Origin of the sequence: Bacillus sp. AR8-1, assembly GCF_008042345.1 — a bacterium.
GTDB classification, from domain to species: Bacteria; Bacillota; Bacilli; order Bacillales; family Bacillaceae_G; genus Bacillus_A; species Bacillus_A cereus.
In genome coordinates this window covers 319222-333254 of sequence record NZ_QNUB01000008.1, presented here as the reverse complement: position 1 = coordinate 333254, position 14033 = coordinate 319222, and the positions used below count along the sequence as shown (strand labels likewise).

Sequence of the window (14033 nt, the reverse complement as noted above, 5' to 3'; positions counted from 1 at the left end):
ACATTTCTTATACATATTTTTACAAATTTTGTCGAAAAGTAATTAGTTATACGTTGTATAGGATACGTGAATATTGTTCAAAATGATTGCTGAGGTGATGATGGAATGCGAGGAAGAAATAATAAAAAGTCGCAAAAGGTAGTACATTTATTTCAAAAAAGATGGGTGTTTCCGGCACTATACATTGCTTGTGCAGCGGTAATCTTAATGGTTGCGCTATGGTTCCAAGGAGCTAATCCGAAGAAGACTCCAAACCACGATCAAGCAACACCGTATACACAATCGGAAGATCCAGCAGTACCAGTAACGAAATCTTCAGAAGTAGTGAAAATGCCAGCTGCCGCGAATGCGGAAGTAGTCGTACAAAAGAAATTCTATGAAGATGCAGCAACTGAGGCGGAACAAGAAAAAGCACTTGTCTTTTATAACAACACATATTCCCCAAACAAAGGAATTGACATTGCTGCGAAGAATGGAAAAGAATTCAATGTTGCCGCTGCTTTAAGTGGTACAGTAACGAAAGCTGAAAAAGATTCACTTCTTGGTTATGTTGTAACAGTTGATAGTGGAAATGGTGTAGCGGTATCTTATCAAAGCTTAGGCAGTGTGAAAGTAGAAAAAGGTGCAAGAGTTGCACAAGGTGAAGTATTAGGAACATCCGGTCTAAGTGCAATGAATAAAGAGGCAGGCTCTCACGTTCACTTTGAAGTACGTAAAGACAATGTGGCTGTGAACCCTGAACGTTACTTAAATAAATCAGTAACAGAAATTAAAGCTGATGCAGGTGCTGCAAAGGCTACGAATGCTTCTGGTAAAAAAGCTGACGACAAATCTCAAAAAGAAGAGAAGTCAACGAGCACGAAACCAGAAAATAAAACAGAAGACAAGTCTCAAAAAGAAGAGAAATCAACAAGCGGTTCAACTAGTGACAAAAAAGAAGAACCGAAGAAAGAAGAAAAATCAACAAACGGTTCTACAGAATCATCTAACGATTCTTCTTCACAAGAATAATAAAGTGAAAAAATCAGTTCCCACTAGGGGAGCTGATTTTTTTATTTTTATATAAAAATACTCAATTTCGAGAAAAAAGTTGTAAAAACAAGGAAAAATGACGAGATTCTCGAATATATATTACAAAAGGGAGGGGATACTGTGTCATTTTTGTTTGTTCTGTCGACTGCTATTATTTTATTGTTTGTTTTATTCACTTTATATTATTATATTGCCGGTAAGAAAGAGGTTCCCCACCATCAGTTGTTAGAAGAAGAATTGGAACGAGAAGAATGACGCCTTTTATACAAGGTGTCATTTTTTTTGGCCATAATAGTCAGTTTTAACGTATTTCTCACAAAAAAACGTAATTTTTCTTAACTTAGTCCGCAAAAATAGTGAACATGTAGCATATATCAGTAGTGCGGGCAATACAATGGTATAAACCAAAGCAAAGAGAGTGTTTGAGGTGAGAAATCGTGAATCATTTCATTATAAATCCAAGAATGTTTAACGCTTACAAACAGCACTCACACTTACTTCTTAGTCGTATGCAGCGAGGCTCATTTCACCCTTCTCACATCCAAATTAGGGAGGCGAGTGGTGTGCACGATTACATCAAAGAGAGAACTATCAAGATTGGTAAGTATATCGTGGAGACAAGAAAGACAGTGCGTGTCATTGCAAAGGAATTTGGGGTATCAAAGAGTACAGTCCATAAAGATTTAACAGAACGTCTACCAGAGATTAATCCAGAGCTCGCAAATGAAGTAAAAGAAATTCTTGATTATCATAAGTCTATTCGTCATTTAAGAGGTGGAGAAGCAACAAAACAAAAGTATAGAAAAGAAGATGTAGAGAAGCCTGTACGTCAATAATGTTACAGTAGCAAACATTCCGTTCACATTCGGTAATATTTTTCAGAAGAATTCTTTTTGCGAATATTACGTTTCTGTTAAATTTATGATAAAATCAGAAATTAGGTGAAAAGAATTCGGGTGTAACCTGATTTTGAATATCGAGGAGGAAAAAACGGGAATGTTTGCGCGAGATATCGGAATTGACCTAGGTACGGCTAACGTATTAATTCATGTTAAAGGTAAGGGTATTGTATTAAATGAGCCATCTGTTGTGGCCATTGATCGTAATAGTGGTAAAGTATTAGCAGTCGGTGAAGAAGCGAGAAGTATGGTGGGACGTACGCCTGGTAATATTGTAGCAATTCGTCCACTTAAAGATGGTGTAATCGCAGATTTCGAAATTACAGAAGCAATGTTAAAGTATTTCATTAACAAATTGGACGTAAAGAGCTTCTTTTCAAAACCTCGTATTTTAATTTGTTGTCCAACAAATATTACATCAGTAGAACAAAAAGCAATTCGTGAAGCTGCTGAACGTTCAGGTGGTAAAACAGTATTTTTAGAAGAAGAACCAAAAGTAGCCGCAGTTGGTGCTGGTATGGAAATCTTCCAACCAAGCGGTAACATGGTTGTTGATATTGGTGGAGGTACAACAGATATCGCTGTACTATCTATGGGTGATATTGTTACCTCTTCCTCTATCAAAATGGCTGGCGATAAGTTTGATATGGAGATCTTAAACTATATTAAACGTAAGTATAAGCTATTAATCGGAGAACGTACTTCAGAAGATATTAAAATTAAAGTTGGTACAGTATTCCCAGGTGCACGTAGCGAAGAGCTTGAAATTCGCGGACGTGACATGGTAACAGGCTTACCACGTACAATTACAGTATGCTCTGAAGAAATTACAGAAGCATTAAAAGAAAATGCAGCTGTTATTGTACAAGCTGCAAAAGGCGTATTAGAGCGCACACCACCAGAATTATCTGCAGATATCATCGACCGCGGTGTTATTCTAACAGGCGGTGGAGCTTTACTACACGGTATCGACATGCTTCTAGCAGAAGAGCTAAAAGTACCAGTATTAATTGCTGAAAACCCAATGCACTGCGTTGCGGTTGGTACAGGTATTATGTTAGAGAATATCGACAGATTACCAAAGCGTGCTTTGAGATAATTTGAAAGAACTAAGGCTAATGCCTTAGTTCTTTTTTTCGTTTTTATATTTTTTTATTTTGTTTTTTTGCGAAAATGGAAGGAAAATAGAGAAATATGAAGGAAACAGGTAAAATATTCATATATATGGTTAAATTTAATATTTCCTTAATTGAAAACGTTTATAATATAATGAGTCGAATACGACATTAAGGCAAATAATGTTTCAATACATATTGCCTTTCCCTAATTTGGGCATACACTCCTTTCCACCTCCGTGTCAGTTGCAAAAATGTGCAACTATTTTAATGGAATAGAGTGTGTGCATTTTTTTTTAGGAAGTTGTGCTAAATATAAAATGTTACTTTGTAATGACAAACAATAAACAAAATGGGATAATAGCAATATGTCCAAGTGGTAAGACCAATATTACAAAAGGGGCGATTGTTACATGCTAAATATAGAACAAATTAAAGAAATCATTCCTCACCGCTATCCATTTTTACTTGTTGATAAAATATTAGAAGTAGATGAAGGAAAAAGAGCGGTTGGGATTAAAAATGTATCCGCAAACGAAGAATTCTTTAACGGACACTTCCCTGACTATGCAGTTATGCCTGGTGTACTTATTGTAGAAGCATTAGCACAAGTCGGAGCAGTTGCAGTATTAAAGAAAGAAGAAAACCGCGGAAGACTTGCCTTCTTCGCAGGTATCGACAATTGCCGTTTCAAAAAACAAGTACGCCCAGGTGATCAGCTTCGTCTAGAAGTAGAAATGACACGCGTACGCGGCCCAATTGGAAAAGGAAAAGCAATCGCAACAGTAGATGGTGAAGTTGCATGTGAGGCAGAAATTACATTTGCGATTGGTGATAAAAAAGAATAGATAGTACTAAAAAATCTCCTTGTAAAAAGACAAGGAGATTTTTTTAATTTCTGCTATATAACGATGAAACGATAATATACAAACTAATCAGAAAATTACTTGTAAATAGATGGCAATTACCATATACTTACTTTATTGTTTATCTAGAAAACAGGATAAGTGATAAAGGTAATAAAGAAATAAGGGCATTGTCATATTGTTAAGGTACTTAAATAAGACAAAGTAGAATGTTATTGATTATGATGAAATGTGGGGAAATCAGCAAGAATATTAATTAGACGTATGAAATCGAGCATAAGAGAGAGAAAAGGGAAATGTCGCATTTCACAAAAGGAGATTATGAATATGTTCGGGAGAAAGAAAAGAAAACCATTACGACAATTAATTACACATAAAGAGCCTAAATCGCGTATTACAGAACAATACCGTAACATTCGTACAAACATTGAGTTTACATCTGTAGATAATCATGTTCGTTCTATTATTGTTACTTCAGCAGATCCAGGTGATGGGAAAACAACAACAATCGCAAACTTAGCAGTTGTTTTCGGACAACAAGGAAAGAAAGTTTTATTAATTGGAGCTGACTTGCGTAAGCCGACGATACAAAACTTATTTGCCGTTCATAGTTCAAATGGGTTAACGAACTTATTATCAGGACAAGCAAAACTTATGCAATGCATTCAAAAAACAGATATAGAGAACGTATATTTAATGGCAGCAGGTCCAATCCCGCCAAACCCAGCAGAACTATTAGGGAGCCGGGCAATGGACGAGGCGTTGCTAGAAGCGTATAACATGTTTGATATTATATTAATTGATACACCACCTGTCCTTGCGGTTACAGATGCACAAATACTTGCGAATAAATGTGATGGAATTGTACTCGTTGTACGAAGTGAAAAGACGGAAAAAGATAAAATCGTAAAAGCGAAACAAATATTAGATAAAGCATCAGGAAAACTACTAGGTGTTGTTTTGAACGATAAAAGAGAAGAAAAAGAACAGTATGGTTATTACTAAAATATGAAAAGCCGACAAAAAATGTTGGCTTTTTTGTTGTCTGAAAATTATTTATCAAGTTATACATTGTAAAAAGCATGATATGATAAAATTTTTGGGAAATCATTGGAATGTGTTGTCATATTTAAGATTATTTTGTAAGATTAAACTTGTTTCTTGTGAACAAATATAGAACTGAATTATTAAAAATAAAAAATGTAAGATTTATATGTTATAATTTTTCCTATGTGTAAATTTTAGAAAGTTGGAGGAACCTATGGAAGAAACAATTAGTTTAAAAGAGTTATTTCATATCTTAAAAAAACGTTTAGCAATGATCCTCGTAATCGCCTTTGGTGCAGCTATTGTAAGTGCTATCATTAGCTTTTTCTTCATGACACCAATCTATCAATCTTCGACGCAAATTCTTGTTAACCAGAAGAAACAAGAGGGTGCAATGTTCCAAGCTGGTGAAATTCAAACGAATATTCAATTAACGAATACATATAAGGTTATCATTAAAAGTCCAGTAATCTTAGAACAAGTGAATGAAAAATTAAATTTAAATATGACATCTCAAGCGCTAACAGGAAAGATTAATGTTGCAAATGAAAAGGATTCACAAGTAATCTCTGTAACAGCTGAGGATAAAGATCCAAAACTAGCTCGTGATATTGCTAATGCAACTGCAGATGTATTTAAAGGTGAAGTTGCAAAAATTATGAATGTCGATAATGTAACAGTATTATCTAAAGCAGAAGTTGCAGAAAATCAATCTCCAATTAAGCCAGCGCCTATGCTTAATGTAGCGATTGCTTTCATTGTTGGTTTAATAGCTTCAGTTGGTCTTGCATTCTTATTAGAATACTTAGATAACACGGTTAAAAAAGAAGAAGATGTAGAGAACTTACTTGGCTTACCAGTATTAGGAATTGTAGCTCGTATGGATGAAGAAACAATGAACGTGAAATCACACGCTCCATCATCAAGAAAAGTGAGGGGACAAACAATTGGCTCTTAATTTATTTAAAAAGAAAAAGAATCATCGTCAACGCCGTCAATTAATTGCTCATCAACAACCGAAATCACCAATTTCAGAACAATATCGTAATATTCGAACGAATATTGAATTTGCAGCTATTGATACGAATTTACATTCATTAATGGTAACATCTGCTAACCCGAGTGAGGGGAAAACGACTACGACAGCGAATATGGCAGTTGTTTTTGCTCAACAAGGAAAAAAAGTATTATTAATTGATGCAGATATGCGTAAACCAGCAATGCATCAAATGTTCCAAGTAGATAACATTTTTGGACTCACGAACGTACTAACACATAGTGAACGCTTAGAAAAATGTGTACAAACGACATCTGTAGACAATTTACACTTTTTAGCTTGTGGTCCAATCCCGCCAAACCCGGCCGAATTGTTAGGTTCAAAATCAATGAAAGAACTTCTTGGACAAGCATATAGTATGTACGATCTAGTTATTTTTGATATGCCGCCAATTTTAGCTGTAACCGATGCGCAAATTATGGCAAATGTATGTGATGCTTCTATTCTTGTTGTTCGTAGTGAATCAACAGAGAAAGAAACAGCGGTAAAAGCAAAAGGATTGTTAGAATCAGCTAAAGGTAAATTGTTGGGCGTTGTTCTGAATGATCGTAAACGTGAAGAAGGCTTATATTATTATTACGGTGCAAACTAATTAAAAGAGTGAGATATGGTTGAAACATATCTCCTTTTTTCCCTTGAATATGAGCGATATCTCATATTCAAGGGAAAAAAGATCTTTATAGGAGAGAGGGAGGATGAAACAAATGATAGATTTACATTGTCACATTTTACCTGGTATCGATGATGGTGCCCAGACAGTAACAGATAGTTTAGCCATGGCGCAACAAGCCGTTTCAGAAGGAATACATACAATTGTCGCAACGCCGCACCATCAAAATGGCAAATATGTAAATGAACGTACCTCAATTATTCATCACATAAAACAACTAAATGATGAACTACAACAACATAATATTCCACTTACTATTTTACCGGGGCAAGAGGTCAGGTTATATGGTGATTTATTAGAAGACTATGAGGCTGGTAAAATCGTTACTTTAAATGAAACAAATAAATACATATTCATTGAATTCCCATCAAATCACGTACCTCGTTATACCGAACAATTATTATACGAATTACGTGTAAAGGGAATGATTCCAATTATCGTTCATCCAGAACGTAATGCCGAGTTAATCGAGCGACCAGATAAGTTATATAACATTGTAAATAAAGGTGCATTAACACAAGTGACAGCAGGTAGTTTGCTTGGAAAGTTTGGTAAAAAGATTAAAAAATTCTCACTACAGCTTGTGGAACATAATTTAACACATATGATCGCATCAGATGCGCATAACACGACGTCGAGAGGATTTCATTTAGCAGAAAGCTATGAACTAATTGAGAAAGAATTTGGAATGAGTGTTATGAGTGATTTGAAAGAGAATCCATATTTATTAATTAGCGGGAAAGCAATTTATAAAGAAGATCCAGAACAAATTCGCCGTAAAAAATTGTTCGGTATTTTTTAAATAAAGAATGGGTGATGTCTCCTAACCGTTATCAATGGGGGCACTCGGTCGTGCTGTGGGTAGAAATTTTTATTTCGAACCTACCTTAGACGCTTGTCGTCGGGAGTATGACGTGAGGATGGGTTAGATGCCCATAATTTATTTCTAATAGAAACTCTACCTATGGAGTTATAACTATGACTCCATAGGTAGGGTTTTTGTTATTGTTACATATAAATATAATAATTTATTTTTGGGGGTACTAGATTTGAAAAAAGTAAGAAAAGCAATTATTCCAGCTGCTGGACTGGGGACAAGGTTTTTACCAGCAACGAAAGCGATGCCGAAAGAAATGTTACCTATCGTTGATAAACCGACAATTCAATACATAGTAGAAGAAGCGATAGAATCAGGAATTGAAGATATTATTATTGTTACTGGAAAAGGTAAACGTGCCATTGAAGATCATTTTGACCATTCCTTTGAATTGGAGCAAAGCTTACTAGAAAAAGGGAAGCATGAGATGCTAGAAAAAGTACAAGCTTCCTCAAAAATTAATATTCATTACATAAGACAAAAGGAACCAAAAGGTCTAGGGCATGCAGTATGGTGTGCACGTAAGTTTATTGGAAACGAACCATTTGCTGTATTACTTGGTGATGATATTGTGCAAGCAGAAACGCCTTGTTTACGTCAATTAATGGATCAATATGAAGGTACACAGTCGTCAGTTATTGGTGTACAAACAGTACCTGAAAACGAAACACATCGTTACGGTATTATCGATCCAATTGAACAAAGCGATCGCCGTTATCAAGTACGTCAATTTGTGGAGAAGCCAGTTCAAGGAACTGCACCATCAAATTTAGCAATTATGGGACGTTACGTATTAACGCCAGAAATTTTTATGTTCCTTGAAAATCAACAAACAGGTGCGGGTGGAGAAATCCAATTAACAGATGCCATTCAACGATTAAATGAAGTTCAACGTGTATTTGCGTATGACTTTGAGGGTACGCGTTACGATGTTGGGGAGAAGTTTGGATTTATTAAGACGACGATTGAGATGGCGCTACAAAATGAAGAATTAAATGTAGAGTTAATGAAGTATATGAAGGAACTTGTAAAAAAGGAAGAGGTACATTCATAAGAGAATGTCCTTTTTTATTATGAATAAGATAAGAATTATATAAAGAAGGGAACAGGTATATTGAGTTATCGAAGACGGCTCTCATTATTAATTTTATTAGATTCATTTATCGTATTAACTGCCGTGTATTTAAGTTATTGGTTTATACATCCAAATGTATTAAACAAAATTCCTATGACAGTAGTTATTAGTTCTATTACATTATTGTGTAGTCATCATGTTTTTGCAGCTATTTATAAGTTGTATAACAAGGCGTGGGAATATGCAAGTATTGGAGAGCTAAAGCAAATATTTAAGGCGATTACGCTATCAATTCTAGTAACAGCAATTGTTCAACAAATTATTAATCACGATATTTATGTTCGAATTTTAGCAATCGCATGGATGTTGCATTTACTATTAATTGGCGGTTCTCGCTTCGTATGGCGTATGTTCCGTGATACATATATTACAAAAGCTACTAATAAAAAACGAACATTAATTATTGGTGCGGGTTCAGCAGGAACGATGGTAGTACGTCAATTACAACATAATAAAGAAGCAGATTTATATCCAATTGCGTTTGTTGATGACGATAGAAATAAGCAAAAATTGGAGATTTATAATGTTCCAGTTGTTGGAACAACAAATCATATTCAAGAAATTGTAGAAGATAATGATATAGAACATATTATCATCGCTATTCCTTCTTTAAATAGAAGTCAAATCAATGAAATTTTTGAGAAGTGTAGAAAGACAAAGGCGAAAACGCAAATTGTACCGATGCTTGAAGATCTTTTAGATGGAAAACTCTCTGTTAATGAATTCCGTGATGTACAAGTAGAGGATTTATTAGGGAGAGAACCAATAAAGCTAGATGATGCAGGAATTGGAGAGAAGATTACAGGTAAAACAATTTTAGTAACAGGCGCTGGTGGATCAATTGGATCAGAAATTTGTCGCCAAGTGATGAAATATAAACCGGCTAAAATTGTTCTTTTAGGACATGGTGAGAACAGTATTTATAATATTGAGATGGAAATGAGAGTCACTTATAAAGATTCTGTGGAAATAACAACAGAAATTGCTGATATTCAAGATCGTCATAAAATCTTTGAAATAATGAAGAAGCATCAACCGTATATTGTATATCATGCGGCTGCACATAAGCATGTTCCTTTAATGGAACGTAATCCAGAAGAAGCTGTTAAAAATAACATTTTTGGTACGAAAAATGTAGCTGAAGCAGCAGATACGTTTAAAGTGAATACGTTTGTTATGGTTTCTACAGATAAAGCTGTAAATCCGACAAATGTAATGGGGGCTACAAAACGATTTGCAGAAATGATTGTGCAACATATGGCATCTGTAAGTACTAGTACGCGTTTTGTTGCGGTTAGATTTGGTAATGTTCTTGGAAGTAGGGGAAGTGTAATCCCACTATTTAAGAAGCAAATTCAAAAAGGCGGACCTGTAACAGTTACTCACCCTGATATGATTCGTTACTTTATGACAATACCAGAAGCTTCTAGGTTAGTAATTCAGGCTGGTACATTAGCTAGAGGTGGAGAGTTATTTGTTCTCGATATGGGAGATCCAGTGAAGATTGTTGATTTAGCTAAAAACTTAATCACTCTTTCGGGTTATTCTATTGAGGAAATTGGAATCGAATTTACTGGATTAAGACCAGGCGAGAAAATGTATGAAGAGTTATTAAATGAAGGTGAGATTCATCCAGAGCAAATATTCCCTAAAATTCATATAGGAAAAGCTGTTTTAATTGATCAAGGGATTTTAAGGCAGTTTATGAATGATTTTGAAGGAATTAGTAAAGAAGAAATAAGAGAACGATTATTAGATATTGCAAATAATAAAGTTAATCTTAAAAACTAATTTAAGGGAAGGAAGTTTTTTAAATGGGAGACAGAATATTTCTTTCATCACCACATATGAGTGATGAAGGTTATGAAATGCATTATGTTAAGGAAGCTTTCGATACTAATTGGATTGCGCCACTCGGGGAAAATGTAAATGGATTTGAAAGAGAATTAGCCGCAAAAGTTGGTTCTAAGGAAGCTGCAGCGCTATCTTCTGGGACAGCTGCAATTCATTTGGCTTTAAAAGCGGCAGGAGTAGGGGAGGGAGATATTGTTTTCTGCCAAACACTTACATTCTCGGCTACTGCAAACCCTATCATTTATCAGAATGCTACACCTGTTTTCATAGATAGTGACTATGAAACTTGGAATATGTGTCCTAAAGCTTTGGAAGAGGCTTTTAAAAAGTATCCGAACGTAAAGGCAGTTATAGTAGTCCATTTATATGGTCTTTCTGCGGATATGGATAAGATTGTTGAACTTTGTAAAAAATACGATGTTACTTTAATTGAAGATGCTGCGGAATCTTTAGGAACGTACTATAAAGGAAAGCATACTGGAAGTTTTGGTAATTATGGTATTTTCTCTTTTAATGGAAATAAGATTATTACAACCTCTGGTGGTGGTATGCTCGTTTCTAATAATGAAGAAAGAGTTTCAAAGGTAAGATTTTGGGCTACTCAAAGTAGAGATCAAGCCAGACATTATCAACATAGTGAATTAGGTTTTAACTATCGTATGAGTAATGTAGTTGCTGGTATTGGTAGAGGACAGCTTAAAGTTTTAGATCAAAGGGTTCAGAAGAAAAGATACATATTTGATTTTTATAAGAGAGAACTAGGAAATCTTGAAGGAATTGAATTTATGCCTAGTAATGGGTGGAATGAACCAAACTATTGGCTAAGTTCTATGACACTAAACGGTAAGATCCGTCCAATAGATGTGATGGAAGCCCTTGAAAAAGAAAATATTGAATCTAGGCCGGTTTGGAAGCCAATGCATATGCAACCATTCTTTGAGAAATATGATTTTGTTGGTACAGATGTATCAGAAAAACTTTTTGAGAATGGTATATGTTTACCAAGCGATACGAAGATGACAGAAGCAGATCTAGAAAAAGTTGTGAAAATTATTAAAGGGTTGTGGATAGCATAATGAGGAGTTCTAAAGTTGGCATCTATGGTAGGTTTATAAAAAGGCCGATGGATTTTATACTGTCTTTAATTGCTATTATAATGCTTAGTCCAGTATTCCTTATAGTGGCTTTTCTTGTAAAAACAAAGTTAGGTAGTCCGGTATTATTTAAACAAGAGCGACCTGGATTAAATAGAAATATTTTTAAGATGTATAAATTTAGAACAATGACAGATGAAAAAAATGAAAATGGTGAGCTATTACCTGATAGTGTGAGGCTTACTAAGTTCGGTAAGTTTTTACGTTCGACATCACTTGATGAATTACCTGGGCTGTTTAATATTTTTAAAGGTGATATGTCAATTATAGGACCAAGGCCTTTATTAGTTCAGTATTTACCACTATACAATGAACATCAAAAGCGTCGTCATGAAGTTAGGCCTGGATTGTCAGGGTTAGCGCAAGTCAATGGTCGGAATGCTATTAGTTGGGAAGAGAAATTTAATTACGATGTAGAGTATGTAGATAATGTAAGTTTTACTACGGATTGGAAGATTATCCTTTTAACAATTAAGAAGGTTTTTATTAGAGAAGGAATTAATTCAGAAACTGCAGCTACAATGGAATATTTTGAAGGTAGTAAAGTGAGGGAAAATAATGAGAGAAATTAATATTTTAATTTTAAGTGCGGGAAGACGCGTAGAGCTAGTGCAACATTTTCAAAAAGCAATGAGAGATTTAAATGTTAAAGGTAATATTGTAGCAGGTGACTGTTCTAATACGGCACCAGCGCTATATTTTGCAGATAGAACTTGTAAGTTACCACGAATTAGTGAACCAAATTATATTGAAGAGATTATAAACATCTGTAATCAAGAAAATATTTCGTTAATTGTCCCAACGATTGATACAGATTTATTGCTACTTGCGGAGAACAAGGAGTTTATTGAGGAAAAAACGCATGCTAAGGTATTGATATCCGATTCAAAGGTTATTAAAATTTGCAGGGATAAAATCAATACACAAAGATTTTTAGAAGAAGAAGGTTTTGGAGTTCCAAAAATGTATACAGATGAGGAATTAATTTGTGGGGAGAACATACAGTTTCCTTTATTTATCAAACCTAAATCTGGAAGTTCAAGTGTTAATACATTTAAAGTAAATAATTTAGCGGAATTAAAGACATATAAAAGTTTTATCAATGAGCCCCTGATCCAAGATTTTATGGAAGGGGAAGAATTTACGGTTGATGTATTTTTAGATTTTCAAGGGAATGTAATTACAGTAGTTCCACGATTAAGAATAGCTACACGTAGTGGTGAAATTTCAAAAGGGAAGATTGTAAAGGATCGAGAGATTATTAATGATGTAATTAAATTAATGAAGACACTCCAGCCAACTGGACATATAACTGTTCAACTTATGAAGACAAAGAAGGGGATTGAGTACATTGAAATCAATCCAAGATTCGGTGGAGGAGCTCCAATGAGTATTCAAAGTGGTGCAGATTCATGTGGTAATTTGTTGCGCTTATTAATGGGACAAACATTAAACTATAATGAAAACTATCGAGAAAACCTTACATTTATTAGGTTTGATAGTAGTATATGTTTAGATGAGAACATGGAGTTAGTAAAATGATAAAATCAGTTATATTTGATTTAGATGATACACTTATCTCTGAGAAAAGGTATATCGAAAGTGGCTATAAACATATCTCAAAATTACTAAGTAAAAAACTTCAAAAAGATGAACAAGAACTGTATCAAATATTAATAACCTTATTTAATGAGGATACTAAAAATGTATTTAATAGAATGTTTGATATGATTGGAGTTATCTATAATCAAAATGATGTATTAGAACTAGTAGAAGCTTATCGTAACCATGTGCCAACGATAGATTTTTTTGAGGATGTATTACCATGTCTGAAAAGCCTAAAGGAAAAAGGGTTAAATTTAGGTATTATAACAGATGGTTATGCAAATGCTCAGCAACAAAAAATAGATGCAATAAAGGCCAGTAATTATTTTGATGAAATTATTATCACTGATAAATTGGGAAGAGAGTTCTGGAAGCCACACCCTAGGGCATTTGAGACTATGAAAGAAAAATTAAACACAGAATTTAATGAAATGATTTATATTGGAGATAATCCAGAAAAAGATTTTCATATAAGTTCTATTTATCCAATACAGACTGTAAGAATTTATCGGGATGGAGTTTATAGTGAAAAGAGTTATTTGAATGAAGTTAAGGAAGATTATTCAATTTATTCTTTGAAGGAATTGAATCAGATAATTAATAAGAAGCTTTGTAAATAGCAAGTTTATTGCGGATGTAACAAAAACTTGTTTCTAAGATAAGAGTATAATTGGTCATGGTTAATAAGGAGAAGGTGTTAGAAGTAATTCTAGATAGGAGAT

The 14033-nt window shown here is 34.3% G+C and carries 15 protein-coding genes; all 15 read left to right on the top strand.

What is annotated here, in order from left to right; genetic code table 11:
• The first annotated feature begins 105 nt into the window (after window positions 1–105).
• The 15 genes from spoIIQ (at window position 106) to DN400_RS05320 (ending at window position 13931) form a co-directional block, all read left to right on the top strand.
• Window positions 106–1011 (top strand): stage II sporulation protein SpoIIQ, encoded by a 906-nt coding sequence (gene spoIIQ / locus DN400_RS05390; protein ID WP_001214922.1) that lies wholly within the window; start codon window positions 106–108, stop codon window positions 1009–1011.
• Window positions 1012–1152: 141 nt separating this feature from the next.
• A complete protein-coding gene (locus tag DN400_RS05385; protein WP_000008903.1) occupies window positions 1153–1287 on the top strand; it encodes a hypothetical protein in 135 nt (44 codons plus the stop codon).
• 308 nt (window positions 1288–1595) lie between these two features.
• Complete coding sequence (gene spoIIID / locus DN400_RS05380) at window positions 1596–1868, top strand: sporulation transcriptional regulator SpoIIID (RefSeq protein WP_000544012.1); 273 nt, start codon at window positions 1596–1598, stop codon at window positions 1866–1868.
• A 160-nt stretch (window positions 1869–2028) separates the two neighbouring features.
• Window positions 2029–3030, top strand: coding sequence for a rod shape-determining protein (gene mreB / locus DN400_RS05375; RefSeq protein WP_000457978.1), 1002 nt, complete (start codon window positions 2029–2031; stop codon window positions 3028–3030).
• 429 nt (window positions 3031–3459) lie between these two features.
• A complete protein-coding gene (fabZ, locus tag DN400_RS05370) occupies window positions 3460–3894 on the top strand; it encodes a 3-hydroxyacyl-ACP dehydratase FabZ (RefSeq protein ID WP_000931959.1) in 435 nt (144 codons plus the stop codon).
• Window positions 3895–4239: 345 nt separating this feature from the next.
• On the top strand, window positions 4240–4917 hold the full coding sequence (locus DN400_RS05365; protein WP_016513262.1) for a CpsD/CapB family tyrosine-protein kinase: 678 nt from the start codon (window positions 4240–4242) through the stop codon (window positions 4915–4917).
• Window positions 4918–5173: 256 nt separating this feature from the next.
• A complete protein-coding gene (locus tag DN400_RS05360) occupies window positions 5174–5917 on the top strand; it encodes a YveK family protein (protein WP_079246206.1) in 744 nt (247 codons plus the stop codon).
• Window positions 5907–6608, top strand: coding sequence for a CpsD/CapB family tyrosine-protein kinase (locus DN400_RS05355; protein ID WP_079246205.1), 702 nt, complete (start codon window positions 5907–5909; stop codon window positions 6606–6608). Before DN400_RS05360 ends, DN400_RS05355 begins: the two co-directional genes overlap by 11 nt.
• Before the next feature lie 112 nt (window positions 6609–6720).
• The gene (locus tag DN400_RS05350; RefSeq protein WP_079246344.1) at window positions 6721–7488 is read left to right on the top strand and encodes a tyrosine-protein phosphatase; all 768 of its coding nucleotides are present in this window, start codon (window positions 6721–6723) and stop codon (window positions 7486–7488) included.
• Window positions 7489–7735: 247 nt separating this feature from the next.
• Window positions 7736–8617, top strand: coding sequence for a UTP--glucose-1-phosphate uridylyltransferase BpsC (bpsC, locus tag DN400_RS05345; RefSeq protein ID WP_079246204.1), 882 nt, complete (start codon window positions 7736–7738; stop codon window positions 8615–8617).
• A gap of 60 nt (window positions 8618–8677) precedes the next feature.
• Window positions 8678–10489 carry a polysaccharide biosynthesis protein gene (locus DN400_RS05340; protein ID WP_079246203.1) on the top strand — a complete coding sequence of 604 codons (1812 nt, stop codon included), beginning with the start codon at window positions 8678–8680 and terminating at the stop codon, window positions 10487–10489.
• Between the two features lie 23 nt (window positions 10490–10512).
• Window positions 10513–11628, top strand: a complete 1116-nt coding sequence (locus DN400_RS05335; protein WP_079246202.1) for a DegT/DnrJ/EryC1/StrS family aminotransferase — start codon at window positions 10513–10515, stop codon at window positions 11626–11628.
• Complete coding sequence (locus tag DN400_RS05330; RefSeq protein WP_079246201.1) at window positions 11628–12278, top strand: sugar transferase; 651 nt, start codon at window positions 11628–11630, stop codon at window positions 12276–12278. The genes DN400_RS05335 and DN400_RS05330 overlap by 1 nt, the downstream gene beginning before the upstream one ends.
• Window positions 12265–13248: an ATP-grasp domain-containing protein gene (locus DN400_RS05325; RefSeq protein ID WP_063549135.1), complete on the top strand. Its 984-nt coding sequence runs from the start codon at window positions 12265–12267 to the stop codon at window positions 13246–13248. The genes DN400_RS05330 and DN400_RS05325 overlap by 14 nt, the downstream gene beginning before the upstream one ends.
• Window positions 13245–13931: an HAD family hydrolase gene (locus DN400_RS05320; protein ID WP_000597761.1), complete on the top strand. Its 687-nt coding sequence runs from the start codon at window positions 13245–13247 to the stop codon at window positions 13929–13931. Before DN400_RS05325 ends, DN400_RS05320 begins: the two co-directional genes overlap by 4 nt.
• Window positions 13932–14033 lie beyond the last annotated feature (102 nt).

What these genes read in the sequence shown, in the direction of transcription:
- spoIIQ (WP_001214922.1), top strand. Translation starts at nt 106, where the DNA reads ATGCGAGGAAGAAATAATAAAAAGTCGCAAAAGGTAGTACATTTATTT.
- mreB (WP_000457978.1), top strand. Translation starts at nt 2,029, where the DNA reads ATGTTTGCGCGAGATATCGGAATTGACCTAGGTACGGCTAACGTATTA.
- fabZ (WP_000931959.1), top strand. Translation starts at nt 3,460, where the DNA reads ATGCTAAATATAGAACAAATTAAAGAAATCATTCCTCACCGCTATCCA.
- DN400_RS05365 (WP_016513262.1), top strand. Translation starts at nt 4,240, where the DNA reads ATGTTCGGGAGAAAGAAAAGAAAACCATTACGACAATTAATTACACAT.
- DN400_RS05360 (WP_079246206.1), top strand. Translation starts at nt 5,174, where the DNA reads ATGGAAGAAACAATTAGTTTAAAAGAGTTATTTCATATCTTAAAAAAA.
- DN400_RS05350 (WP_079246344.1), top strand. Translation starts at nt 6,721, where the DNA reads ATGATAGATTTACATTGTCACATTTTACCTGGTATCGATGATGGTGCC.
- DN400_RS05335 (WP_079246202.1), top strand. Translation starts at nt 10,513, where the DNA reads ATGGGAGACAGAATATTTCTTTCATCACCACATATGAGTGATGAAGGT.
- DN400_RS05330 (WP_079246201.1), top strand. Translation starts at nt 11,628, where the DNA reads ATGAGGAGTTCTAAAGTTGGCATCTATGGTAGGTTTATAAAAAGGCCG.
- DN400_RS05325 (WP_063549135.1), top strand. Translation starts at nt 12,265, where the DNA reads ATGAGAGAAATTAATATTTTAATTTTAAGTGCGGGAAGACGCGTAGAG.
- DN400_RS05320 (WP_000597761.1), top strand. Translation starts at nt 13,245, where the DNA reads ATGATAAAATCAGTTATATTTGATTTAGATGATACACTTATCTCTGAG.